This window comes from Thermus sp., from assembly GCF_040290245.1.
In the GTDB taxonomy this organism is placed as follows: domain Bacteria; phylum Deinococcota; class Deinococci; order Deinococcales; family Thermaceae; genus Thermus_A.
In genome coordinates this window covers 1-23,887 of record NZ_PSMQ01000002.1, presented here as the reverse complement: position 1 = coordinate 23,887, position 23,887 = coordinate 1, and the positions used below count along the sequence as shown (strand labels likewise).

At 65.0% G+C, this 23,887-nt stretch carries 27 protein-coding genes; 10 read left to right on the top strand and 17 right to left on the bottom strand.

The features are described from left to right. Window positions 1-10: 10 nt before the first annotated feature. The 3 genes from C4301_RS00580 to hslV are packed head-to-tail and all read right to left on the bottom strand — an operon-like array spanning window position 11 to window position 2,867. Window positions 11-1,069 carry a tetratricopeptide repeat protein gene (locus tag C4301_RS00580; RefSeq protein ID WP_352413184.1) on the bottom strand — a complete coding sequence of 353 codons (1,059 nt, stop codon included), beginning with the start codon at window positions 1,067-1,069 and terminating at the stop codon, window positions 11-13. An 11-nt stretch (window positions 1,070-1,080) separates the two neighbouring features. Then, entirely contained in the window at window positions 1,081-2,331 is a 1,251-nt protein-coding gene (locus C4301_RS00575) for an ATP-dependent protease ATPase subunit HslU (RefSeq protein ID WP_352413183.1), read from the bottom strand. Next, entirely contained in the window at window positions 2,328-2,867 is a 540-nt protein-coding gene (gene hslV, locus C4301_RS00570) for an ATP-dependent protease subunit HslV (RefSeq protein WP_352413182.1), read from the bottom strand. Before hslV ends, C4301_RS00575 begins: the two co-directional genes overlap by 4 nt. 94 nt (window positions 2,868-2,961) lie before the next feature. Between hslV and C4301_RS00565 the strand changes: the two genes are divergently transcribed. Genes C4301_RS00565 through C4301_RS00550 form a run of 4 tightly spaced genes read left to right on the top strand, consistent with a single transcriptional unit; the run spans window position 2,962 to window position 6,301 of the window. Continuing rightward, a complete protein-coding gene (locus C4301_RS00565) occupies window positions 2,962-4,353 on the top strand; it encodes a sigma 54-interacting transcriptional regulator (RefSeq protein WP_352413181.1) in 1,392 nt (463 codons plus the stop codon). A gap of 59 nt (window positions 4,354-4,412) precedes the next feature. Next, window positions 4,413-5,636 (top strand): vWA domain-containing protein, encoded by a 1,224-nt coding sequence (locus C4301_RS00560; RefSeq protein ID WP_352413180.1) that lies wholly within the window; start codon window positions 4,413-4,415, stop codon window positions 5,634-5,636. Then, the gene (locus C4301_RS00555; RefSeq protein ID WP_352413179.1) at window positions 5,636-5,800 is read left to right on the top strand and encodes a hypothetical protein; all 165 of its coding nucleotides are present in this window, start codon (window positions 5,636-5,638) and stop codon (window positions 5,798-5,800) included. Before C4301_RS00560 ends, C4301_RS00555 begins: the two co-directional genes overlap by 1 nt. A gap of 9 nt (window positions 5,801-5,809) precedes the next feature. Continuing rightward, window positions 5,810-6,301 (top strand): hypothetical protein, encoded by a 492-nt coding sequence (locus tag C4301_RS00550; RefSeq protein WP_352413178.1) that lies wholly within the window; start codon window positions 5,810-5,812, stop codon window positions 6,299-6,301. A gap of 135 nt (window positions 6,302-6,436) precedes the next feature. Here the strand turns inward: C4301_RS00550 and C4301_RS00545 are convergent, their stop codons facing one another. Beyond that, a complete protein-coding gene (locus C4301_RS00545; RefSeq protein ID WP_352413177.1) occupies window positions 6,437-6,598 on the bottom strand; it encodes a nucleotidyltransferase domain-containing protein in 162 nt (53 codons plus the stop codon). 399 nt (window positions 6,599-6,997) lie between these two features. Between C4301_RS00545 and bshA the strand changes: the two genes are divergently transcribed. Further along, complete coding sequence (gene bshA, locus C4301_RS00540) at window positions 6,998-8,104, top strand: N-acetyl-alpha-D-glucosaminyl L-malate synthase BshA (protein WP_352413176.1); 1,107 nt, start codon at window positions 6,998-7,000, stop codon at window positions 8,102-8,104. Between the two features lie 5 nt (window positions 8,105-8,109). On the opposite strand, the gene lon is transcribed toward bshA, so the two are convergent. Next, on the bottom strand, window positions 8,110-10,527 hold the full coding sequence (gene lon, locus C4301_RS00535) for an endopeptidase La (RefSeq protein WP_352413175.1): 2,418 nt from the start codon (window positions 10,525-10,527) through the stop codon (window positions 8,110-8,112). Between the two features lie 121 nt (window positions 10,528-10,648). Here lon and C4301_RS00530 point away from each other — a divergent pair, with 121 nt between their 5' ends. The 4 genes from C4301_RS00530 to C4301_RS00515 are packed head-to-tail and all read left to right on the top strand — an operon-like array spanning window position 10,649 to window position 13,601. Beyond that, the gene (locus C4301_RS00530; RefSeq protein WP_352413174.1) at window positions 10,649-11,461 is read left to right on the top strand and encodes a DUF1517 domain-containing protein; all 813 of its coding nucleotides are present in this window, start codon (window positions 10,649-10,651) and stop codon (window positions 11,459-11,461) included. Between the two features lie 7 nt (window positions 11,462-11,468). After that, entirely contained in the window at window positions 11,469-12,404 is a 936-nt protein-coding gene (locus tag C4301_RS00525; protein WP_352413173.1) for an alpha/beta hydrolase-fold protein, read from the top strand. Beyond that, complete coding sequence (locus tag C4301_RS00520) at window positions 12,401-13,066, top strand: TerC family protein (protein ID WP_352413172.1); 666 nt, start codon at window positions 12,401-12,403, stop codon at window positions 13,064-13,066. Before C4301_RS00525 ends, C4301_RS00520 begins: the two co-directional genes overlap by 4 nt. Next, a complete protein-coding gene (locus tag C4301_RS00515; RefSeq protein WP_352413171.1) occupies window positions 13,059-13,601 on the top strand; it encodes a class I SAM-dependent methyltransferase in 543 nt (180 codons plus the stop codon). The genes C4301_RS00520 and C4301_RS00515 overlap by 8 nt, the downstream gene beginning before the upstream one ends. A 6-nt stretch (window positions 13,602-13,607) precedes the next feature. On the opposite strand, the gene C4301_RS00510 is transcribed toward C4301_RS00515, so the two are convergent. Beyond that, window positions 13,608-15,599, bottom strand: a complete 1,992-nt coding sequence (locus C4301_RS00510) for a (Fe-S)-binding protein (protein WP_352413170.1) — start codon at window positions 15,597-15,599, stop codon at window positions 13,608-13,610. Window positions 15,600-15,683: 84 nt separating this feature from the next. On the opposite strand from C4301_RS00510, the gene C4301_RS00505 reads away from it, so the two are divergent. Beyond that, window positions 15,684-15,893, top strand: coding sequence for a hypothetical protein (locus tag C4301_RS00505; RefSeq protein WP_352413169.1), 210 nt, complete (start codon window positions 15,684-15,686; stop codon window positions 15,891-15,893). Between the two features lie 18 nt (window positions 15,894-15,911). On the opposite strand, the gene C4301_RS00500 is transcribed toward C4301_RS00505, so the two are convergent. The 11 genes from C4301_RS00500 to C4301_RS00450 all read right to left on the bottom strand — a co-directional run bounded on the left by C4301_RS00500 (window position 15,912) and on the right by C4301_RS00450 (window position 23,826). Further along, complete coding sequence (locus tag C4301_RS00500) at window positions 15,912-16,358, bottom strand: divergent PAP2 family protein (protein WP_352413168.1); 447 nt, start codon at window positions 16,356-16,358, stop codon at window positions 15,912-15,914. After that, window positions 16,342-17,187, bottom strand: coding sequence for a tetrahydrofolate dehydrogenase/cyclohydrolase catalytic domain-containing protein (locus tag C4301_RS00495; RefSeq protein ID WP_352413167.1), 846 nt, complete (start codon window positions 17,185-17,187; stop codon window positions 16,342-16,344). The genes C4301_RS00500 and C4301_RS00495 overlap by 17 nt, the downstream gene beginning before the upstream one ends. Next, window positions 17,187-17,639 carry a transcription antitermination factor NusB gene (nusB, locus tag C4301_RS00490; RefSeq protein ID WP_352413166.1) on the bottom strand — a complete coding sequence of 151 codons (453 nt, stop codon included), beginning with the start codon at window positions 17,637-17,639 and terminating at the stop codon, window positions 17,187-17,189. The genes C4301_RS00495 and nusB overlap by 1 nt, the downstream gene beginning before the upstream one ends. Then, window positions 17,629-17,958 carry an Asp23/Gls24 family envelope stress response protein gene (locus C4301_RS00485; protein WP_352413230.1) on the bottom strand — a complete coding sequence of 110 codons (330 nt, stop codon included), beginning with the start codon at window positions 17,956-17,958 and terminating at the stop codon, window positions 17,629-17,631. Before C4301_RS00485 ends, nusB begins: the two co-directional genes overlap by 11 nt. Before the next feature lie 12 nt (window positions 17,959-17,970). Further along, window positions 17,971-19,308: an acetyl-CoA carboxylase biotin carboxylase subunit gene (accC, locus tag C4301_RS00480; RefSeq protein ID WP_352413165.1), complete on the bottom strand. Its 1,338-nt coding sequence runs from the start codon at window positions 19,306-19,308 to the stop codon at window positions 17,971-17,973. Beyond that, window positions 19,305-19,799 carry an acetyl-CoA carboxylase biotin carboxyl carrier protein gene (gene accB / locus C4301_RS00475; protein ID WP_352413164.1) on the bottom strand — a complete coding sequence of 165 codons (495 nt, stop codon included), beginning with the start codon at window positions 19,797-19,799 and terminating at the stop codon, window positions 19,305-19,307. Before accB ends, accC begins: the two co-directional genes overlap by 4 nt. Before the next feature lie 116 nt (window positions 19,800-19,915). Next, a complete protein-coding gene (gene efp, locus C4301_RS00470; protein ID WP_352413163.1) occupies window positions 19,916-20,476 on the bottom strand; it encodes an elongation factor P in 561 nt (186 codons plus the stop codon). After that, window positions 20,473-21,375, bottom strand: a complete 903-nt coding sequence (locus C4301_RS00465; RefSeq protein ID WP_352413162.1) for a DUF8754 domain-containing protein — start codon at window positions 21,373-21,375, stop codon at window positions 20,473-20,475. Before C4301_RS00465 ends, efp begins: the two co-directional genes overlap by 4 nt. A 6-nt stretch (window positions 21,376-21,381) precedes the next feature. After that, entirely contained in the window at window positions 21,382-21,543 is a 162-nt protein-coding gene (locus C4301_RS00460; protein WP_352413161.1) for a hypothetical protein, read from the bottom strand. Between the two features lie 54 nt (window positions 21,544-21,597). Further along, window positions 21,598-22,467, bottom strand: a complete 870-nt coding sequence (speB, locus tag C4301_RS00455) for an agmatinase (RefSeq protein WP_352413160.1) — start codon at window positions 22,465-22,467, stop codon at window positions 21,598-21,600. 33 nt (window positions 22,468-22,500) lie between these two features. Continuing rightward, window positions 22,501-23,826 (bottom strand): M20/M25/M40 family metallo-hydrolase, encoded by a 1,326-nt coding sequence (locus tag C4301_RS00450; RefSeq protein ID WP_352413159.1) that lies wholly within the window; start codon window positions 23,824-23,826, stop codon window positions 22,501-22,503. Window positions 23,827-23,887: the final 61 nt, after the last annotated feature.

Here is a 23,887-nt window from a genome sequence, read left to right as displayed (position 1 = left end):
GCACAAGCTCCTAGAGGTTTCGGTTTACACAGTCTTCCGCCTCCTTGAAGCCCGGTTTCAACTTCAGGGCCTCCTGGCACTGATACCGCGCCCCCGCCTTATCCCCAAGGCGCTCGTTGGCCAGGCCAAGGTAGAAGCGGTACTCGGGGTTTTGCTTTTCCATCTGGACCGCGACCGTGAGTCGGCTTCTGGCCTTCTGAGCCTCCCCGAGCTCCATATAGACCCGGCCTGCGTAGGCGTAGGCGGCGGGGTAGCGCACCGGGGCCAGGGCAATGGTCTGTTCGAAGGCCACCCCCGCCTCCTTCCACCGCCTTAAGGCAAAGTAGGCCTGGCCCAGGGTGTACCAGGCCTCGGCGTTCCCCGGCCTCATCTGAACCGCTTCCTCGAGGACCTTGGCCGCCTCCTCCGCCTGGTTCTTTAAAAGGAGCAAGGAGGCGTACCGCACCCGCAAGGAGACATCCTGGGGGGCCTTGGCCAGGGCCTTCTTATACTCCTGAAGGGCTTCATCCGCCTTCCCCTGGGCCAGGTACACCTCGGCTAAAGTGGAACGGACCTCGGGGGCATCCTCCAAAACCAGGCTCAGCTTCAGGCTCTCCACCGCCTTGTCGTACTGGCCCAAGAAGGCGTAGACCACCCCCCGCTGGGCGTGGAGGGGGGGATACTTGGGATTGACCTTCTCCCCGTCCTTCAAGGCGGTCAGGGCCATCTCCAGATAGCCCTGCGCCCGCGCCCTGTCCTCGGTGGCGCGGGCCAAGGCCACATAGGCCTCGGCCAGGACCATATACCCCCCAATGTAGGTGGCGTTGCGCGCCACCAGGGTTTTGGCGTTCTCCAAGGCGGGGTTCAAAAGCCCGAGCTTAAGCTGGGTCCGGGCCAGCCAGTAGAGGGCCTCGGGGCTGCTGGGGTTTCTCTTCAGCGCCTCTTCAAACTTGGGTAAGGCCTTGTCGTAAAGCCCTAGCCGGTAGAGCTGGACCCCCACCTGTACGGGATCGGAAGCCTTGGGGGGCGGGGTCTGGGCCAGACCAAGCGCCCCCATCCAAACCGCCACCAAAAGGAATATGCTCCGCATCTTTGCCTCCTTTACAGGATATACCGGGAAAGGTCCGGCGAGGAAAGCACGCCTTTCAGCCTTTCCTCTACGTAAGCCCGGGTGATCTCCACCCGTCCGAGCTCCGTTTGGAAGCTCACCTCCTCCAGAACCCGCTCCAAAACCGTGGAAAGCCGTCTAGCCCCGATGTCCTCGAGCTCCTGGTTGGCCCGGTGGGCGGCCTCGGCAATGGCCTTTATGGCGTCCTCGTGAAAGACGAGCTCCGTCCCATCCACCCGGAGGAGCTCGGTGTACTGCTTGAGGAGGGAGTTTTCCGGCTCGGTGAGGATGCGGAAAAAGTCCTCCGGGCCCAAAGGGGAAAGCTCCACCCGGATGGGAAACCGGCCCTGGAGCTCGGGGATGAGATCCGAGGGTTTGGCCACGTGGAAAGCCCCTGCGGCGATGAAGAGGACGTGCTCGGTGGAGATGGGGCCTAAGCGGGTGGAGACCACCGTCCCTTCCACGATGGGCAGGAGGTCCCGCTGCACCCCTTCCCCCGAGACGTCGGGGCCCACCCCGCCCTGGCGGCGGGCGATCTTGTCGATCTCATCGATGAAGACGATCCCCTCCTCCTGGGCCCTCCGCCGGGCCTCCTCCTTGAGCTCCTCCTTGTCGATGAGGCGCTCCGCGTGCTGGTTTCGCAGGACCTCCCGGGCCTCCCGGACCGTCATCCGCTTCCGGACGGGCCTTTTGGGAAGGAGGCCCTTGAGCATCTCGGCCATACCCGAAAACTGTTCCCCCCCCAGGACCCCCATGAAGGGCACCTGGGCCTCCTCCTCCACCTGGACCTCCACAAAAGCCCCATCCAGGCGGCCGGAGGCGACTTCGAAGGGGGAGACCCGAAGCAAGGTGGCGAGCTCCTCCTCCGCCAAGCGGGTGGCCTTCTCCTCGACCTTCTTCTTCATCTCCTCGAGGACCAGCTGGTGGCTCGCCTCCGCCAGGTCCCGGACGATGCTGTCCACGTCCCGGCCCACATACCCCACCTCGGTGAACTTGGTGGCCTCCACCTTGACGAAAGGCGCCCCGGCCAGCCGGGCCAGGCGGCGGGCGATCTCCGTCTTCCCCACCCCTGTGGGCCCGATCATGAGGATGTTCTTGGGCACCACCTCCCGGGCCACCTCGGGGGGAAGGCGCTTCCTGCGGTAACGGTTGCGGAGGGCCACGGCCACCGCCCGCTTGGCCTCCTCCTGGCCCACGATGTGCTTGGAGAGCTCACGGACGATCTCGCCTGGGGTCAGGTTCACGCACCACCTCCCAGGGTGAGGACGGTGGCGGTGCCGGAGGTGTAGAGGTCGATCTCGGCAGCAATGCGCAAGGCCTCCTCCGCGATCTCCCGAGCGGAAAGGTCGGTGTGGCGAAGAAGCGCCTTGGCCGCGGCCAAGGCGTAGCCCCCCCCCGAGCCCACCGCCAACACGGGCTCGTCCGGGGCGATGACCTCGCCGTTTCCCGAGATCAAAAGGAGGGTTTCCTGGTCCGCGGCGATGAGGAGGGCCTCGAGGTGGCGGAGGACGCGGTCCGTACGCCAGAGCTTGGCCGTTTCCACCGCCGCCCTCAAAAGCTGCCCCTTGGCCTCCTTGAGCGCCGCCTCAAACTTGTCCAAGAGGGTGATGGAATCCGCCACGCTCCCCGCGAAACCCACCAGGACCCCCTGGCCCACCTCGAGCCTTCGCACCTTGACCGCCCTCGTCTTCAAAATGGTCTGGCCGAAGGTCACCTGGCCATCCCCGGCGATGGCGGTCATGCCGCTTTTTCGCACCGCCACGATGGTCGTCCCATGCATCACCGCTTAGCCTATCGCAAAGGCATGAGAGCCGCGTGTGGCAAAACCTAATTTACGCCACACCCAACCGAGCGAAAAAGCCTAAACTGAGGCCATGCGGGCCAAGACCTTGGGCGAACTTAAGCGGACCTACCCCCTGGACAAACTCAGAAGAAGCGTGAAGGACGAGGCCCGGGAGAACCTCATCCGGAAGCTCAAGGAGGGGAGGCCCCTCTTCCCCGGAATCCACGGTTACGAGGAAACCGTCCTCCCCGCCCTCATCCACGCCATCCTCGCCCGGCACAACTTCATCCTCCTGGGCACCCGGGGCCAGGCGAAAAGCCGCATCCTTAGGGGCCTCGTAAACCTCCTGGACGAGGAGATCCCCGCCCTCCCCACCGAGCTTCGCGACAACCCCTTAAGGCCCATCTCCGAAGAAGGAAAAAGGCTTCTGGAGGAGGCGGGCGAGGACACCCCCATCGTCTGGGTGGACCGGGAGGAGCGGTACATCGAGAAGCTCGCCACCCCCGACACCACGGTGGCGGACCTCCTGGGGGATATGGACCCCATCAAGGCGGCCCGGAGGGGCACTGCCCTTTCCGACCTCGAGGCCATTCACTTCGGCCTCTTACCCCGGGCGAACCGGGGGATCTTCGCGGTGAACGAGCTGCCCGACCTGGCCCCCAAGGTCCAGGTGGCCCTTTTCAACATCCTCCAGGAGGGGGATGTCCAGATCCGGGGCTACCCGGTGCGGATGGAGCTGGACGTCTGGCTCGTCTTCACCGCCAACCCCCAGGACTACACCGCCCGGGGAAAGATCGTCACGCCCCTAAAGGACCGCATCGGAAGCGAGATCCGCACCCACTACCCAAGGACGCTGGAAGAGGGGGTGCGGATCACCCGCCAGGAGGCCTTCACCCCTGAGGGGGTGCGGGTGCCCGAGTTCATCCTCAAAGCGGTGGAAGGGGTGGCCTTTGCCGCCCGGGAGGACCGTCGGGTGGACCAGACCGCCGGGGTTTCCCAGCGGCTTTCCATCAGCCTCCTCGAGCTGGTGGCCGCAAGCGCGGAGGCCCGCGGCCTGAGGCTCAATGCCCCCAAGGTAGCCCGGCCTTTGGACCTCTACGGGGCCCTTCCCGCCATCACGGGGAAGCTGGAACTGGAATACGAGGGCGAGCTCCAAGGCGCCGAGAAGGTGGCCAGAGACCTGGTGCAAAAGGCCTTCGGCCTGGCCCTTGGGGAGTACCTGAAGACGCTCAACACCGCCCCTATTCTGTCCTACTTTGAAGAGGGCAACCTCCTCACCCTTCCCGAAGACCCCCAGCTGGCCCTGGAGGAGGCCGGGCGGGTTCCTGGGCTTCTGGGCGAGGCGCGGAAGCTGGCCCAGACCGAGGCGGAACTCGTCCCTGCGGCGGAGTTCATCCTGGAGGGCCTGGTGGGCCGGAGAAAGCTCGCCCGGGGGGAGGCGAGCTACCAGGCTGCGGAGCGCACGAGGGGGTATGGCAACTAGCCTTACGCGGGCCTCTTTGGGTTCGCAGGCCAAAGGGGTCCTCCAAAGGGGGTGGGTGCGTGAAAGCTGTACGGTATAGCCAGTACCAAGGCGGCCTGGAGGATCTCTCCCCGGAGGAGATCCTGAGCCTCCTGGAGGACTTCCTCCTCGATTCGGGGTTTTCCGACCCCTTCCAGCGCCACGACCCGGACCCGGATCGCCAACCCAGCCTAGAAGATCTCTACGATGCCCTCCTCCAGGCCCTGCTCAAAAACGACCTCGTCCCCGAGGACTGGCTCCGGGAGGCCCGCTTCGCAAACCGGAAGGAGGAGACCCGGCTCTACCGGGCCATCCAGCAGATGATCGAGAGGCTCAAGGAGGCGGGCTACCTCCGCCTCCCAGGGGAAGACCCCACCCAGCCCGCACCAGGCGGATCCAAGGGGGAGGCCCAAGAAGCCCGGTTTGAACTGACGGAAAAAGCCGCGGACTTCCTCGGCCTGAGAAGCCTCCGGGAGCTCCTAGGGGCCTTGGGCCGGAACGCCCCCGGTCTCCACCCCACCCCCCAGTACGCCCCGGGGGTGGAAAGCGCTGGGGAGACCAAGCCCTTTGAATGGGGGGATACGCCGAGGCTCAACCCGGTAGAGACCCTGAAAAAAGCCCTCCCCAAGGGGCTTTCCAACCTTACCGAGGAGGATCTGGTGGTGGAGCTGTCCGAGTACACCGCCGCCATGAACACCGTGGTCCTCTTGGACTGCTCCCACTCCATGATCCTGTACGGGGAGGACCGGTTCACCCCGGCCAAAAGGGTGGCTTTGGCTCTGGCCCACCTCATCCGCACCCAGTACCCCGGGGACCAGGTGCGCTTCGTCCTCTTTCACGATACTGCGGAAGAGATCCCTCTGGCCCGGCTTCCCATGGCCCAGGTGGGGCCATACCACACCAACACCAAGGCGGGGCTGGAGCTTGCCCGCACGCTCCTGAGAAAGATGGGCGGAGAGATGCGCCAGATCATCCTCATCACCGACGGAAAACCCTCCGCCATCACCCTCCCCAGCGGGGAGGTCTACAAAAACGCCTGGGGCCTGGACCCCTTGATCCTGGCCGAAACGCTGAAGGAGGCCACCCAGGCCAGAAAGGAAAGGATTCCCATCCACACCTTCATGCTCGCCCGCGAGCCCGCACTGCTGGCCTTTGTGAAAAAGCTCAGCCAGCTCACCCGGGGCAAGGCCTACCTCACCCACCCCGGCAACATCGGAAGGTACCTCCTTCTGGACTTCCTGAACAACAAGGTGCGGAGGAACTGATGCGCGCCCTTAGGATGAGCCTGATTCTGGAGCACCTCTTTCGCCTGATCAAGCCCACTCTACCCACTCCTCCCCCCGCCCTGGTGCGAAAGGTCCAGGGGGTCCAGCTGCCCCTGAGCCTCGAGGTGGCCTACCACCCTGCCCGGTGCACAAAAGGGGTATAGAATGGCGCCATGCAGCTTATCCTGCTCCTCATCCCGTGGCTTTTTGGGCTGGGCCTAGCCCAGTCCTGGCGCCTCGCCCAGTCCCAAAGCACCATCCGCACCACCACCCTGCACGAAGGGAGCGCCTGGCGGTACACCTTAAGCCCGGTGGGAGAAGAAGCCAAGGCCCTTTGGGAGGAGCTATCCAGCCAGTACCAGGCCCTGCTTAGGGCGGGGCACCGGGTGGATCTCGGCCGGTGGCGGCTCTACTTCCTAGGGGGAAGTCTCCGCTTCGAACCCCACTGCCCCAAGGCCACCCTCCCCTGCTTTACCCTAGCGGGGGTGGCCTATGAGCCCCTTCGCCTCGGGGGCTTTTTCCATGAGCTGGACACCCTTTTAGGCCGTGCCCTCTCCGAAGCGCAAAAGAAGCCCAGGGCCAGCCTTACCCTCATCCGCTTGGTACGCCTCGAGTTGGAAGAGGGCAGGATCAAAGCGGTCAAACCCTTCGGATGGAAGCCCTAGGGCCAAAGCTCAACCCCACCCTCCCGCATGGCCCCCAGCACGGGCCCCCTCCTCGGTGGAGGCGTGGACCCCGAGGCCCAATACCTCCAGAACCCTCCAGGCTAGGGCGTAGGCCTCGGCGTCCGGCACAGGGGCCTAGAGGAGGAACAGGTCCACGTTGCTGAAGGCGGTAGCCCGACCCTGGGCCGAGGATCCAAAGAGAACCGCCCTTGAACGAGACCGGGCTGGCTCGGAAAGCCTAGCCTCAAGGAGGGGGATGAGCTCATCCCGCATCCATCCTGGATAGAAGACCCTCATCGAACTCAAGGAGGGCCTCTGCATAGCCAACCAAAGCTTCCGCCTCCTTACGGACGTACCGTCCAAACGGTGCCCCGCTGGGGTGCGCATCCGGATACCCAGGGCCAAGACCCCTTCCAAAAGCGCTTCCGGTCCTTCGAAACGAGCTCGAGCCCCTGAAGCCGATCGGCAACTGGCCCACACCCCTCGGGCGCGCGAAAACCGCCTCCACTGCCTTTTCCGCTGCCTGCTAGACCGAGAAAGCGGCCTCGTAAAAGCCCCTCGAGGTCCCCGGGCGCGCAGGAGATCCCGCCTAGCCTGGGCCATCCAGTCCCGGCTCCGCTCCACAGGAGCAGGGGAAACGGCCAGGAGGCCCTCTGGTAGACTGAAGGGGTGTCTTTATGGCGCTGGGAGGGCGGCTTGAAGTTGGGCCTCGTGGCCTACCCCGGCCTCGGGGGAAGTGGGATCGTGGCCACAGAGCTTGCGGAAAGGCTTGCCCGCCTGGGGCATGAGGTCTACCTCTTCGCCACGGAACGCCCCTTCCGGCTTCCCAAGGAAAGCCCCGTGCGCTTCATCGAAGTCCCCCTCCCCTACTACCCGGTCTTCCCCGCCCCTCTGTACACCCTCTCCTTGGCAGGGACGCTGGAAAGCGAGGCTGGAAGGCTCGGACTGGACCTGGTCCACACCCACTACGCCGTCCCCCATGCGGCGGCAGCATACCTGGCCTTTGAGGACCGGCTTCCTTTGGTCCACACCCTCCATGGGACGGACGTGAACCTCCTGGGAATGGACCCCGCCTTCCGCCCCCCCACCGCCCGGGCACTGCAGAAGGGGATGACGACCGCCGTCTCCCAGGCCTTGGCCTGCCAGGCCGAGAGGGCCTTTGGGGTGCGGCCCAGGGTCATCCACAACGCCGTGGACCCGGAACGCTTCTACCCTCGTCCGGAGCGGAAGGGGGTTTATGCCGAGGAGGGGGAGTTCCTTCTGGTGCACGCCTCCAACTTCCGACCCATCAAGCGGGTGCCGGACCTCGTGCGGGCCTTTGCCAAGGTGCGCAAGAGGGCGAAGGCCAGGCTCCTCCTTTTGGGCAAGGGGCCGGAGCTTCCCGAGGTCCGTCGGGTGGCCAAGGAGCTCGAGGTGGAGGCCTGGGTCACCTTCCATCCCCCCACGCCCCATCCGGAGGAGGTCCTAGGAGCAGCGGACCTTTTCCTTCTGGCTTCGGAGGAGGAGTCCTTCGGGCAGGCGGCCCTGGAGGCGTTGGCCTCGGGCGTCCCCGTGGTGGCCACCCGGGTGGGCGGGGTGCCCGAACTCATAAGCCCCGAGGTGGGCAGGCTGGTGGAACTTGGCAACCTCGAGGGCTTCGCGGAAGCGGTTTTAGACCTCCTTTTCCACCCCCGGCTTCAGGAAATGAAAAAGCGGGCGCGGCAGCTGGCCATCGCCCGCTTCCATCCTGACCGGATTACAAAAGCCTATCTGGAGGTCTACCAGGAAGCCCTCGAGAGGCTTCCACACAGGCCCGCCTCCTGATGCCCCTAGGCGTGGGCCACCGCCTCCCGCTTTTTGCGCCGGGCCGGCCGCGCGGTCTTGGCCCGGGCCTCCAGGGCTTTAAGCCCCCCCACCAGGGCCAGGTCCAGCACCTGGTCCAGATGCTCCACGAAGTGGAAGGTCATGTTCTGCCTCAAGGGCTTGGGAATGTCCGCAAGATCAGGCTCGTTCAGCTTGGGAAGGATGACCTCCCGGATCCCGGCCCGCCTCGCCCCCAGGACCTTCTCCTTCACCCCGCCGATGGGCAGGACCCGGCCCGTAAGGGTGATCTCCCCCGTCATGGCCACGTCATGCCGAACGGGAACCTCGGTGAGGGCAGAGACCAGGGCGCTCACAATGGCCACCCCTGCCGAGGGCCCCTCCTTGGGGATGGCCCCTGCGGGGACGTGGATGTGGATGTCTGAGTCCTCAAACCTCTTCAGGGGAATCCCAAAGCGGTCTGCGTTTTTCTTGGCGTAGGAGAGCGCGGCCCGGGCGGACTCCTTCATCACATCCCCCAGCTGGCCGGTGAGGATGAGGTTGCCCTTTCCGGGCATCACGGAGACCTCCACGAACATGATGTCCCCGCCCACCGGGGTGTAGTACATCCCTGTGGCCACCCCCACCTGGGGCTCCCGGGCCTCCGTCTCGGGGAGGAAGCGGGGCTTGCCAAGATAGCGCTCCAGATCCCTCTCCGTGATGCGGACCCGGCTCTTACCTTCCTCGAGGATCTGCCGGGCGGCCTTGCGCAGCAAAGCCCCGATCTCCCGTTCCAGCTGCCTGACCCCAGCCTCCCGGGTATAGTGGGTGATCAGGCGCATCAGGGCGGCCTCGGTGACCACCACCTGGGCCTCGCCAAGCCCCGTCTCCTTAAGCTGCCGGGGCAGGAGGTAACGCTTGGCGATCTCCAGCTTCTCCTGCTCGATGTAGCTGGTGAACTCAATGGCCTCCATCCGGTCCATGAGGGGGGCAGGGATGTTTTGGGGGAAGTTGGCGGTGCAGATGAACATGACCTCGGAGAGGTCAAAGGGCACCCCCAGGTAGTGGTCCACGAACTCCTTGTTCTGGGCGGGGTCCAAGACCTCCAAAAGGGCCGCCGCCGGGTCCCCCTGGTAGGAGATGCCGAGCTTGTCCACCTCGTCCAGAAGGAAGACGGGGTTCTTGGTCCCCGCCTGGCGCAGGCCCTGGATGATCCGGCCCGGCATGGCCCCGATGTAGGTGCGCCGGTGGCCCCTTATGTCCGACTCATCCCGCACGCCCCCCAGGGAGATGCGGACGTATTTCCGGCCTAGGGCCTCGGCGATGGAGCGGGCGATGGAGGTCTTCCCCACCCCGGGCGGACCCACGAAGAGCAGGATGGGCCCCTTGTTCACCTCCTCCTGCGGGATCTCCCCACGCTTGGCCCGCTCGGCCTTGAGCTTGCGGACCGCCAGGTACTCCAAGACGCGGTCCTTGACCCTCTCCAAGCCGTAGTGGTCACGCTCCAGGATCTCCTTGGCCCTTTCTAGGTCCAGGTTGTCCTCGGTGCGGGTGTTCCAAGGGAGATGAACGATCCAGTCCAGGTAGGTGCGGATCACGCTGGCCTCCGCGGAGTCGGGGTGCATGCGGGCAAAGCGGTTGAGCTCGCGTTCCACCTCCTGGCGCACCACAGGGGGGAGCTCGAGGGCTTCGATCTTTTGGCGGAACTCCTCCACCTCCTGCTCCCCTTCCTCCCCGTGGAGCTCCCGCTGGATGGCCTTCATCTGTTCCCTAAGGAAGTACTCCCGCTGGTTGCGGTCGATCTCCTCCTTGACCTGCTGCTGGATGCGGCGCTGGGTCTCGATAAGCTCCAGCTCCGCCTCCAAAAGGACCAGGACCCGCCTCAGCCTCTCCGCTACGTTTGGGGTCTCGAGGATACGCTGTTTGTCCTCCAGGCGGAAGTCCATGTGGAAGGCGATGTGATCGGCCAGCTGGGAAGGGTCCTCGAGGTTGAGGATGAACTGAGCCACCTCCGGGGTAACGTACTTCCCCTCCTTCAGGAGGGCTTGGAACTTCTCCTTCACCTCCCGGACGAGGGCCCTCACCTCCACCTCGGACCCGGTCTCGTCGGGAAGAACCTCGGCGACGGCCTCCAGGCGATCCCCCAGGTCCAGATACTCCTTCACCCGCACCCGGGCAAAGGCCTGGACCAGGACCTGGACGGAACCGTCCGGGTTCTTGCGCATCTTCAGGATGTTGCAGGCCGTGCCCACCGTGAAGAGGTCGGAGGGCTTGGGAACCTCCACCTCCTTGTCCTTCTGGCTCACGATGAGCAAAACCCGCTCCCGGCCCAGGGCCTCGTCGATGGCGCGTATGGAGATGGGCCGGCCCGCGTCGATGGGCATCACCATCGTGGGGTAGATGACCGAACCGCGGACCGGGCAGACGGGAAGGGTTCCGGGAAGCATGGCTGACCTCCTTTGGCTTGTGTTCAGGGTTCCTTCGTCCATAGCCTTAGCCTATCTATATCAAGTTTAATGCACAATTCCATTTAAATCAACCCCGGCCTCAGATGGTATCCTATGCCCGATGCGCCTCATCCTTCTCCTTCTCCTTCTCTCCATTGGTCTGGCCCAAAAAAGCGGGGGTGGGGTTGGGGGCAGGGTGGCCCCAAGGCCCGTTCCGGCTCCCATCCATCCCAGCCCCGCCCCTAGCTTCCCCCTGCCCGTCTCCCCCTACCCCCCGGTCTACGTCTTCCCGGGCGGAGGAGGGGGAGGGTCCGTCCTCCTGCCCGCCCTCGTCTTCTTGGGGCTTCTGGCGGTGGGGGTGGCCATGGTCCACGGCCTCAAGAAGGCCGCCCCCGAAGAGGAAACCAGCGCGGCCCGGCTCAGGCTTGCTCTTCTCATGGGCGAGGAGCTCAAACGGAGGCTACGCACCCTGGCCGAAGGGGCGGACACGACCACGCCGGAGGGTCTGGCCGCCCTTTTGGACGAAGCGGTGGTCCTCCTCCTGCGGGAGGCCCCCGCCTGGCGGTGGGCGGAGTACGAGACGCGCTCTTTAGGGGCCTCCGAGGCTTTCGAAAGCTGGATGGCGGAGGAGCGAAGCCTCTTCCAGGAGACCTTCCGCCACTTCCAGGGGGAGAGGAGCGAGGCGCCCTACACCCCCCGCCTCGAGGCCGGGGGAAGGTACCTGGTGGTGAGCCTGATCGCCCTCCGCTACGGGGCCTTCCCACCCCCTGTCCCCCTTTCCCGGGAAGCGGTCAAGGAACGCCTCCTGGCCTTCGCCGCCACCACCTCGGCCACCCTCCTCGGGGCCTATTTGGCCTGGACCCCGGAGAAGGAGGGGGAGGCTCTGACGGAAGAGGAGCTCCTTGCCCTCTACCCAAGGCTTTACCCCATCTAGGAGGAGTATGGTCCATATCCAAAAAAGGTATGTCACCTTTATCCCCCCGGAAGGGGCGCTTTATCTGATCGGCGACTTCACCGACTGGGAGCGAAACCCCATTCCCCTAAAAGGCCCTGTCACCCTTGAGTTCCCGGAAGGGGCCTATGTGGAATACGCCTTCATGGACGAGAAGGGCCGCCCCTTCCCTGACCCGGACAACCCCGAGCGGGCGGATAACCCCTGGTGGACTTACCCCCGGGCCATCCGGCTTCCCGGCCATCGGTTTGAGCCCCCCCCAGAGCCCAAGGAGGAACCCAGGGTGGACCGGAACCGTTTGGGGGAAAGGCGCTTCTATGTGGCCGAGACCGGCCCAAGCCCTCAGGCCACGGTGGTGGCCCAGGACGGGGTGGCCTTCTACCGGACCGCGGGGCTACACAAGGTGGCTCAGGCCCTTCTGGAAAGAGGGGAGATCCCTCCCGTGCGCCTTCTTTTCGTGGAGCCCTTGGACCGAAACGTGGAGTACCGGTTCTCCGAGCGCTACGAGGAGGAGTTCCACCGCCTCTTGGCCGAGGCGGAAAGGGCGTACGGCCCCCTTGGGGAGACGGTCTTGGCGGGGGCCTCTTTGGGCGGACTTTTCTCCTTGTGGCAGGCCCTGAGGCACCCAGACCGTTTCCCCAAGGTCCTGGCCCTCTCCCCCGCCTTAAAGGCCCAGCCGGGCGGTCGGGACACCTACCAAGACCCCGAGTGGCTCACAGAGCGCTACCAGGAGGCGGAAAGGCTTCCCCGGATCTACCTCGAGGTGGGCCTGTTGGAGTGGCTTCTGGCTCCCAACCGCCGCTTCGCCGCGGTCCTGGCGGACAAGAAAGCCCCCCACGCCTACCGGGAAAGGCCCTCGGGGCACAACTGGGTCACCTGGAAGCAGGCCCTAGCCCCCGGCCTCCGCTTTCTTCTGGGACGATGAGCGAGGCCCTTCTGGTCATTCTGTCCATCGTGGCCCTGGAGGCCCTTCTTTCTGGGGACAACGCCTTGGTCTTGGCGGTCATGGTCAAACCCCTCCCGCCCCACCTGAGGGCGCGGGCCCTCCTTTACGGCCTCGTGGGGGCGTACGCCCTGAGGGGTCTAGCGTTGGTCTTTGCCTTTTGGCTTCTGCAGCTCTGGTGGATGGAGGTCCTGGGAGGGGTTTACCTCGTCTACCTGATGCTCCGCCACTTCCAAGGAGGAAGCAAGGAGGCCCCCAGCCTGACCGCGCGGGACTTTGTCCGGTTGGTGATCCTCATCAACCTGGTGGACCTGGCCTTTGCCATCGACTCCATTCTGGTGGTGGTGGCCTTTTCCAAGGACCTGGTCTTGGTCTTCCTGGGGGTGGCGCTGGGCATCCTTCTCATCCGCCTCGCCGCTGGGAGGCTGGTCCGGCTCATGGAAGCCTACCCTGCTTTGGAGAAGGTGGCCTATGCCCTGGTGGGTTGGGCAGGGGTGAAGCTTCTTCTGGAGGGCTGGGCCACGTTTTCCGAACTCAGCCACCACCCCGAGTGGGCCCTCTCCCTCCCCAAGGCCGTCTTCTGGGGGGTGACGCTGGGGATCCTCCTTTTGGGAAGCCTCCTCGCAGTGCGCAGGCATGCCTAGAGACTGGGAAATGGTTTACCAGGCGGCGCAAAAAGACCGGCCACCCGCCTTTGTGGTCCGGGCCTACGCGCCCTTCCTTCCAAAGGGGGCGGTCTTAGACCTGGCGGGGGGTCTGGGACGAAACGCCCGCCCCCTTCTGGCCAGGGGGCATCGGGTGGTCTTGGTGGAAAAAAGCCGGGAGGCCCTCAGGCGTCTTTCGGGGGTTTCGGGGCTTGACCTCCTGGAGCTGGACCTCGAGGCGGAAGGGGCCCTTTCCCGCCTGCCCCGGGGTCCCTTTGCGGGGATCGTCTTGAGCTACTACGTCAACCGCCCCCTCCTCCAGGCCCTTCCCCCTCTTCTCGCCCCCGGGGGGCTTCTTTTGGTGGAAGGGTTCACCCGCCTCGAGGCCCAAAGGCGGGGCAGGGGGGAAAGCCCCTTTTACTGGGAGGAGCTGGAGGTTCTAACCCCGCCTAAAGGCCTTTGCCTCCGGGCCTTTGGGGAAGGGTGGATGGCCGGGGGGTACCGGGCCTGGGCCGTCTACACCAGACCAGGCTGAAGGCGCTCAGGCCTCCAGGGCCTCGAGGACCAGCTCCGCCACGTCCTTAACCTCCGGGGGCTTTTCGTCCTGGACCACTTCCACATTCATCATGGCCATGCAGAAGGGGCAGCCTGTGGCGATGACCTCCGCCCCGGTAGCCCGCAGCTCCTTGTATCGGTTTTCGGAAACCCGCATCGCCCCCGGTTCCTCCTCCTTCCAGAACTGGGCCCCTCCGGCCCCACAGCAAAAGCTCTTCTCCCGGGCCCTGGGGGGCTCGGTGAGCTGGAAGCCCGCCCGGAGCACCTCCCTCGGGGCCTCGTAGACCCCGTTGTGCCGGCCCAGGTAACAGGGGTCGTGGAAGACCACCGCCTTGGCCTCGGGGCGGAGCTTAAGCCGTCCAGAGCGGATGAGCTCGGCCAGAAACTCCGTGTGGTGGACCACCCGGTACGCCCCGCCAAAGTCCTTGTACTCGTTGCCAAGGGTATGGAAGCAGTGGGGGCAGGTGGTGACGATCCGCTTGGGGGCCACCGCGTTCAGCGTCTCTACATTCTCCGTGGCCAGCTGGAAGAAGAGGTACTCGTTCCCTGCGCGCCGGGCAGCGTCCCCTGTGCACTTCTCCTTGGTCCCCAAAACCGCCCAGTCTACCCCAGCCCGGTTCAGAAGCTCGGCCATGGCCCGGGCGATCCTCTGGGCCCGGGGGTCATAGCTCGGGGCGCAGCCCACCCAGTAGAGGACCTCTGGATGCGGCTTCTCGGCCACGGTGGGAACCTCGAGGCCCTCCGCCCAGTCCAGCCGCTTGGCCTGTCCGATCCCCCAGGGGTTGCCGGAACGCTCCATGCCCCGGAAAGCGTTGTTGAGCTCCTGGGGGAACTCCCCCTCCATGAGCACCCTGGCCCGGCGCACGTCCAGGATGTGGAGCATAGGCTCGTTCCCCACGGGGCAGACCTCCACACAGGCCATGCAGGTGGTGCAGGCCCAGAGCGCCTCCTCGTTCAGGGCGAAGTCCATAAGGGGCCGGGGGCTTGGTTGGCCTTGGGCAAACCCCGGGAGGATCCCGTTCAGCTCATACCGCTCGGAGATCAAAATGGCGGCGGGGCTCAAGGCCTTTCCGGTCACGTAGGCGGGGCAGGCCTCCTGGCAGCGGTTGCACATGATGCAGCTATAGGCATCCAAAAGGCGCTTGAAGCTGAGATCCTCCAGCCGCTCCGCCCCGAAGCGTTCGGCCTCCTCCTCAACCTCTTCAAAGCGAATGGGCAGGAGTGCCCCCGGCTTCTCCTTGTAAAGCGCCAGGTTGATGGGGGCCAGGAAGAGGTGGATGTGCTTGGACCGGGGGAAATAGGGGATGAAAAGGAGGATGGACCCCAACGCCCCCCACCAGAAGAGGTGTTCCAAGCGCACAAGGGTCTCTGGGGGAAGGCCGGAGAGCCAGACCGAAACGGCGCTCGCCACGGGTTGGAAGGGGTCCGGGCCCTCCTGGGCCAAGGCGCTGGCCTTGGAGAGAAGGCGGCTTCCCACGTGGAAGGTAATGAACCCCCCCACGATGGCCGAGTCCCGGGGAATGCCCTTGCGGACCCGCTCGTGGAGAGGAACCTTGGGGTTCCAGGTGAAGTCCTTAGGCGCGATCAGGTACCGCCTGGCCATCAGGCCCAGAATGCCCACCAAAATGCCGAAGGTGAGGAGATCCGCCAAAAGGTTAAAGGGGTCCCAAAGCCCCCCTTGGGTGTGAAGGGGGAAGTACCCTTCCAGAAGGTCCACGAGGTTAACCAGGAGGTAATAGACGAAGCCGTAAAAGACCAGGGCGTGGAGGAAGGAGACCCAAGGGCGGCGTTTGAACACCGTCTTCTGGGTAAGGACCAGCCAGAGGGCCCGGCCCACCCGTACAGGAAGGCGGTCCAACCGGTTCTCCGGCTTCCCCCGCCGGATGGCCCGGTACACCCGGTAAAACCCCTGGCCTCCAAGGTACAAGGAGGCCAGGGCCAAAAGAAAGAAGAGCACCTTCTCGAACAAGCTCAACATGGGCGCACCTCACATAAACTTATACTCAGTATAAGGGCTGTTCCTGGCTTGCCAAGCCCCCCAAGGGGGGCGTAGCCTTTGGGAGTGGAAGCAGCGGGGCTCGCGGCCATCCTCTTCTTCGGCCTCCTCAACACCTGGGCCCTTTGGATCTACCAAAGGGCCCTCCTCCCGTGGCAGGGGGGGAGCCTGATCCTCAGCCTGGTCCTTTACCATCTCTCTCCCGTCTTAGGGCTTCTGGCCTTTTGGCTGCTGGAAGGCGGCCTCCTCCTTAAAGCCTACCGCAAGGGGGGGTAGGAGGCCTGGGTACAGGCCTCACCAGAAGCGGGAGACCCCCCAGGCGAAAGCCGCGCCCAGAAGGGCTCCCACGGCCACCTCGAGGTAGGTGTGCCCCAGGAGCACCTTCAGAGGCTCGGGCCTTGGCCCCTTGTTGAGAAGGTCTTGAAGATCCTCCACCAGTTCGTTCAAAAGCTTGGCGTGCATCCCGGCAGCCCGGCGGATGCCCGTGGCGTCGTACATGACGATGAGGGCGAAGACCGTCGCCACGGCGAAAACCGAGGAGTCAAACCCCTCCCGGATGCCCACCGCCACGGCCAGGGCGCTCACTGTGGCCGAGTGGGAGGAGGGCATCCCTCCGGTCTCCAAAAACCGCTCCCACTGGAGGCGGCCCTCGAGGAAGTAGTAGATAAAAAGCTTCAGGGTCTGGGCCAAGAGGTTCGCCAGTAAGGCGGTCCAGAAGACGGGGTTAGCGAGGAGCTCCATTCCGCCTCAGAAGGGCCGCTTTCAAGGTGTTGGCCATGAGCATGGCCACGGTCATGGGCCCCACCCCCCCGGGAACCGGGGTGAGGGCCGAGGCCACCTCCGCCACCTTGGGGTGGACATCCCCCAGAAGCCGATCCTCGACCCGGGTCACCCCCACGTCCACCACCACCGCCCCCTCTTGGACCATCTCCGGACGCACGAAATGGGGTCGGCCCACGGCGGCGATGAGGATCTCCGCCCGGCGGGTGACCTCAGGGAGGCGGGCCGTCTTGGAATGGGCCACGGTGACCGTGGCGTCCTCCCTTAAAAGAAGGCCCGCCAGGGGCTTGCCCACGATGTTGGAGCGGCCGAGAATCACCACCTCCTTGCCTTTCAGATCCACCTTGTAGTGCTTGAGAAGCCGGATGATCCCCAAGGGGGTGCAGGGGAAAAGCCCCTCCCCTCCACTCCAAAGCCGCCCCACATTCACCGGATGAAAGCCGTCCACGTCCTTCAGAGGATGAATGGCCTCCAAGACCCGCTCCGCCCGGATGTGGGAAGGCAGGGGAAGCTGCACCAGTAGGCCATCCAGCTCCTTCTCCTCGTTCAAAATCCGGATTCGCTCCAAAAGGACCTCCTCGGGAAGGGCCTCGGGATAGACCTCCACCTCGCTTCTAAAGCCCAGCTCCCGCGCCTTTTTGGCCTTCAAGCGAACATAGGACACGCTCGCAGGATCCTCTCCAAGACGGATGACTTTCAAATAGGGAACGAAGTCCAAGGCGGAAAGCCTCGTGCGGATCTCCTGGTAGACCGCCTCCGCCACGGGGCCGCCCTTCCAGATCTCGGCCATCACTCCTCCTTGGGCGCGGCGCTGAGCTCCCCCGCCTCTACCCGGCGGAGGACACGGGCCAAAACACCGTTCACAAAACTGCCCGAATGCTCCCCCCCGTACCGCTTGGCAATCTTTACCGCCACTTCGATAAGGGGAGCAAAAGGGGTGGGCTCAAAGAGCATCTCGTAGGTGGCCAGGCGCAAGACGGTGAGGTCGGTCTTGGCCATCTGGCCGAAGTCCCATCCCTGGACCGTCTCCTCGAGGATGCGGTCCACCTCTCCTTGGCGCCGGGTGTACCCCTCTAGAAGCCGCCTGGCGAAGGCGATCCCCTCCTCGTCCAGCGCCTCGCCGTAGGCCTCCTCCTCCTGGCTTTCCGAAAGGGCGTGCTGGAAGGCCTCCCAGAGGGGAACCCCTCCCTGGGTGTGGGCAAAAAGCGCTTTGAAGGCGAGTTCCCGCGCCCTACGCAGCATGGTCCTCGCGGTACTCCACCTGGGCCACGGTAAGGTTGACCGCTCCCACCCGCTCCCCTGTGGCCACGAACAAGGCCTCCGCCACGGCCTTTTGCACCTCCTGGGCCAAGGCGGGAATGGGGCGGCCGTAGTCCACAGAAAGGACCAGGTCCACCAAAAGCCCCTCCGGCCCCCGTTCCACCCGGACGGGCTTCGAGCGCTTGAAAAGCTCGCCCAGGGTCTTGGCGCCGGGGGCGATGAGCCGCACCCCCTCGAGGCCCTCCAAAGCCTGGGCCACGATGGCCCCCAAAGCCCCCTCGGTGATCTCGTAGTCCACCATCACGCCCTTAGTCTACAGCTCCATCCTTCGGGCCACGAAGTTGGTGTAGACCGCCCCCCGGCGGAAGAAGGCGTTCTGAAGAACCCTCTGATGGAAAGGGATGGTGGTCTTGAGGCCTGGACCCTCGATCACCGTCTCGGAAAGGGCCCGTTCCATCCGCCGTATGGCCTCCTCCCGGCTCGGGGCCCAGGCGATGATCTTGGCGATGAGGGAGTCGTAATGGGGGGGGATCGGGTAGCCCGCGTAAAGGTGGGAGTCCACCCGGACCCCCGGCCCCCCGGGAAAAAGAAGGGTCTCCACCTTCCCGATGGCGGGCCTGAAGCCCTTTTCCGGGTCCTCCGCGTTCACCCGCACCTCAATGGCATGCCCCCGGGGAAGGATCTCCTCCTGCTTGAGCCAAAGCCTCTCCCCCAGGGCGATGCGGAACTGGGCCTGGACCAGATCCACCCCGGTGATCATCTCCGTAACGGGATGCTCCACCTGGATGCGGGTGTTCATCTCTATGAAATAGAAGTTTCCCTCCTTGTCCACCAAGAATTCCAAGGTGCCCGCGGAGACGTACCCCACGTGCTTGGCCAGGCGGACCGCGGCCTCGGCGATGGCCTTGCGCACCTCAAAGGGCAAGACGCTCGGCGCCTCTTCCAAAAGCTTCTGGTGACGGCGCTGGATGGAGCAGTCCCGCTCCCAGAGGTGGACCACCTCCTCCCCATCCCCTAGGACCTGGATCTCGATGTGCTTGGGCTCCTCAATGTACTTTTCCAGGTAGATGGCCGGGTTGCCGAAGGCGGCCCGGGCCTCCTCCTGGGCCTGCTGGACCGCGCGCTCCAGATCCTCCTCCGTGTGGACGAGGCGCATCCCCCGCCCCCCGCCCCCGGCGGAGGCCTTGAGGATCACGGGGTAGCCGATCTCCCGGGCCGCCTGCTTGGCCTCCTCCACGCTATTCAGCTCGTCGGTCCCGGGCACGGTGGGCACCCCCGCCTCCCGGGCCACCCGCCTGGCCGTGGCCTTGTCCCCCAAAGCCCGCATGTTCTCCGGGGTGGGGCCGATGAAGACCAGGCCGTGCTCCCGGACCATCTCGGCGAAGGTGGGATTTTCCGAGAGGAACCCATACCCGGGATGGATGGCGTCCGCACCGGTCACGATGGCTGCGGAGAGGATGTTGGGGATGTTCAGGTAGCTCTGCCCCGAGGGGGGAGGGCCGATGCAGATGGCCTCGTCGGCCATGAGGACGGGCAGGCTCCTCTCATCCGCCGTGGAGTGGACGACCACGGTCTTGAGGCCCAGCTCCTTGGCCGCCCGGATGACCCGTAAGGCGATCTCCCCCCGGTTGGCGATGAGGACCTTCTTCATACCGGCTCAATCAGGAAAAGGGGCTGGCCGTACTCCACCGGCTCGCCGTTTTGCACCAGGATCTTCCGGACGATCCCGGAGACCTCGGACTCGATCTCGTTCATGAGCTTCATGGCCTCGATGATGCAGAGGACCTGGCCCTTTTCCACCCGGTCCCCTTCCTGGACATAAGGGGGGGCGTCCGGGGCGGGGGCACGGTAGAAGGTCCCCACGATGGGGGCCTTGACCTCCACACAGTTTTTGCACTCCTTTTCGGAGGAAGGGGCCTCCTCCCTAGGGGCCGAGGAGGGCCCTAAGGGGGGGGCTTGGACGGGAGGCGCTGGGACGGAGACCGGCTGGGCAGGGGGCAGCTGGACCGGGGGCACCGGGGCCAAGGCCACCTCCCTTCCCCGTCTGACGGTGAGTTTGTAGTCCGGGGTCTCGAGGGTGAGCTCGGCCACGTCGTGCTCGGTGAGGGCTTGAAGAATCTGCCTTAGCTCCTTCGCGTTCATAAAACCTCCTGCGCAAAGGATAGCCTACACCGAAATCCGTCATACCCTTGCTTGAACCCGGTCAACGCCTTGCCCGACCACCCCACCCCGGCTGGGGTGGGGCAGAGGACGACCCCTCAACCCTGGGCCCGGCCCACGTACTCCCCGGTCCGGGTGTCCACCCTGACCACCTCCCCCGCCTCCACGAAGAGGGGGACCTGGATGACCGCCCCAGTCTCGAGGGTGGCGGGCTTGGAACCGCCGGAGACCGTATCCCCCCGCACCCCAGGGGGGGTATCCACGATCCTCAGCTCCACCACCGTGGGCAGGGTGATCTTGAGGGGCCGGCCCTCATACATATCCCCCAGAACCGTCATCCCCTCCTTGAGGAAGCGGGCGGCTTCCACCCTACCCCTTGGCACGTGAAACTGCTCGTAGGTCTCCAGGTCCATAAAGACGAGGTCCTCCCCCTCCGGATAAAGGTACTGCAGCTCCCGGGTTTCCACGTAGATGTCCTTCAGCCTCTCCCCGGAGTTGAAGGTCCTTTCCACCGTGGCCCCGGTCTCGAGGTTCTTGAACTTGGCCACCACCTTGGCCCCACCCCGGCCGAGCTTCTGATGCTGGTACTCCACGCACTCCCAAAGCCCCCCGTCCATCTCCACCTTGGTGCCCGGCCTCAAGTCCGTCACGCTGATCATGCTTCCTCCTTTAACTCAAGCACCTGGGGCCGAAGCCCTAAGCGTTCAATATACCCCAGGTACTCCCCTTCCGAGAGGGGGTGCTTCCCTGCCAGAGCCACCAGCAGGGCCTCCATCACGTTCGTTCCAAAGCTCCGCCCCTCGATCCGGGGGGTGGTGGTGATGAGGCGGCCCACCCGCCTGGACCTCAAGAAGGCCAGATCCTCCGCCGTGGTGGTGTTGGTCAGCACGCTCCGCCCCCCCATGTCCAGGGGCATATGCCGCCGAATGTAGTGCCAATCCCCCGCCACCAAATCCGCCCAGAGGTAGTACCGGCCCCGCCAGTCCGGAAGGCTCCTCTCCTGCCTCTCCCCCGTGGGGTAAAGCCAGGCGAAGGGAAGCTTGGTAAGAAGGGGCAGGAGGAGGTGGGCGAGCTTCTGCAGAAGGGAAAGGGAGTAAAGGGGGATGGGCAGGCCGAGGCCGAAGATAAAATCCCCGTAAAGCGCCTGGGCGCCCACCTCCGCCAGAGCCTCGGCAAGGCCGAACCGGTCCACGGCGGAAGGGATAAGGACCTTGGTCCTTTTCCAGTCTATTTGGTCTGAAAGCAGGTGGACCGCCCGACGCTCCAGGGTGTGCTTGAGGCCGCTTCCGTCCACCACCGGGGTCTTCTTCGCCGCCTGGGCGAGCTTCAAGGCATCCCGGAAGGCGTACCGCCTTCCCCCAGCCCAGACAAAAAGGTCAATCCCCCCCAGGCCGATGGCATCCACCCGTCCGTCCAGCTCCTGGATGAGGGCGATGGCCCGCTTTAAATCCCCGTCCGTCCCCCGCCTTTCCAGGAGGACGCGCTCGCCCAGAAGCTCCACCTCGGCCCTGGCGTCCCGGCGGCTCGAGCCCAGAGAAACGCTGACCACGTGCTTCACAAAAAACTATTCTACCGCGAGGGAAAGGAGAAAAAACCCAAGGGCGGCCGCAAGGGCCCAAGCGGAAACCCGTGCCTGCCCCAGGATCCGGGCCAAAATGGCCAGGAGCAAAGCCCCGAAGGCGAAACTCAAAAGAAGGGCTTTTTTGTTTGCAAAAACCCGTTCCACAGGGGGAATATACCAAAAGGCCCGCGCCGCAACCGAACCGGGGTGGGGCCCGGCCTACCCCCTCTCGAGCCAGCCCGCCTGGAGCCCCTTGAGCCCGATGGCGTGGTAGACGAGCTGGGCCGCGGTCATCTCCGCATGGAACTGACCGTTTGGGGAAAGCTCCACGAAGTCCATCCCCACCACCTCCTTCTTTTCAAAGACCGCGGCCAGGAGGTTCACCGCCTCCCGGTAGGTGAGGCCATCCGGCAAGGGGGTGCCCACGCTGGGCATCACCGAGGGGTCCAAGGCATCGAAGTCAAAGCTCACATAGACCCGCTCCCCCAAGGCTGAGAGGATCTCCCGCAGGGGAAGCCCCTCCTTGCGGATCCGGTGGGCAGGGAAAAAGCCCAGCCCCCTTTCCCGGATCAAGGCCAAAGACTCCCGGGAGACCGCCCGGAGGCCCACCTGGACCACGGAAAACCCCTCCTGGACCAGGCGGTAAAAGGGGCTGGCGTGGGAGTAGACCGAGCCCTGCCACTCGGGGTAGAGGTCGGCATGGGCATCGATGTGGAGGAGGGAGAAGGGGCCCAGGGCCTCCCGGTGGGCCTGGACCAAGGGGTAGGTGATGGAATGGTCCCCCCCCAGGGCCACGAGGAATTTCTTTGCCTTTAGGTGGGCAAGCGCCGCCTCCCGGATGAGGCGGTGGCTTTCCTCGGCGCTTCCCGCCACCCAGGGGACCGCCTCCGCCGCATGGATGCCCACCTCGCTGGGATCGCACAAGAGCTCGAGGTGGAAGGGCTCGAGCTCCTGGCTCGCCTCCAGAATGGCCGCCGGCCCCCGTCTCGCCCCGGGCAAAAAGGAGAGGGAGAGGTCGTAGGGCACCGGCAAAACCACCACCCGGGCCTCCTCGTACGGCGTGTCCTTTTCTCCAAAGATGGGGCGCATGGGGAAGAGTGTAGCAAAAAAAGGGGAGGGGGATTAGCGCCCTAGGAAGAACCGTTCCAAAACCCTTAGGATGGCCAAACTCCCCCGCTCAAAATCCCGCACGCGGATGTGCTCGTTGGGGCTGTGCACCCGGCTTCCCGGGTACCCCACCCCAAGGCCCACTGCGGGGGCCTTTAGATGGTGGAGAAAGGGGTGCATGGGCCCCGAGCCCGCCATGTTGGGGTAGAGGATGGGCTTCACCCCATAGACCTCCTCCAAGGCCCGGCGCACCAGGGCGAAGAAGGGATGGGTTAGGTCAGAGCGGGCCGGCCGTTCCCCCGCCTCTAGGGGAACAACCTCTAGGTCATGGAAGCCCTGGGCCTCGAGGTGGCGTTTTAAGAGGGTTAGGACCTCCTCCGGCTCCTGGTCCGGCACCAGGCGGAAGTCCAGCTTGGCGAAGGCCGAAGCGGGCAAAACCGTCTTGCTCCCCGCCCCTTGGTATCCCCCGTGGAGGCCGTTGATGTTCAGGCAGGGTTCGGTCAGAAGCTTCTTATAAAACTCCGCCCCCTGGACCCCCCCCAGGAAGCCCTGAACCCCAAAGGCCCGCCTAAGCGCCTCCGACTCGTCGGGAATCCCCTCCAAGGCCTCTTGCTCCGCCGGGGTCAAGGGCCTGACCCGGTCGTAAAACCCCGGGATCAGGACCCGCCCCTCCTCGCTTCGCAGGGAGGCAAGGGCCCGGCTTAAGCGGTAAAGGGGGTTTTCCACCACCGCCCCGTAGGAGGAATGGAGGTCGTACGCCGCCGTTTTGGCCCTGAGCTGCACCGCCAAGATGCCCTTCAGCCCCGCATAGGCCACGGGCCGGTCCTGGGCGTCCACCCCCCCGGACTCCCAAAAAATGGCCTCCGCCCGGAGCCGGTCAGCAAAACTGGCCACAAAGCTCTCGAGATGGGGACTTCCCACCTCCTCCTCCCCCTCCACCACAAAGGCCACCCGGGGGAGGAAGCCGTGGGCCTCTTTAAAGAGGGCCAGGGCCATGACCCGGGCCACGAACTCCCCCTTGTCGTCGCTGCTGCCCCGGCCGTACCAGGCCCCCTGCCGCTCCTCCAAACGGAAGGGATCGCTCTCCCAAAGCTCAAGGGGGTCTGGGGGCTGGACATCGTAGTGGTTATAGAAAAGAAGCCTCTTCTCCCCCTCCCCGCCCTCCGCGAAAACCACGGGGGCCCCATAGCCAAAGACGACCTCTACCCTGAGCCCCAGGGCCTCCAAACTCTCCGCCACCGCCCGGGCCCCCTCCTCCAATCCCCTCCCCTCCGCCGAGACGGTGGGAATGGCCACCAAGCGGGCAAGGAGGTCTCTCGCCTGGTCTAAAAAGGGTCTCATGGTACACTGAGTCTACTATGGTGGAACCTGCCCTGGTTCTTTACGGAACCACCTATGAGAA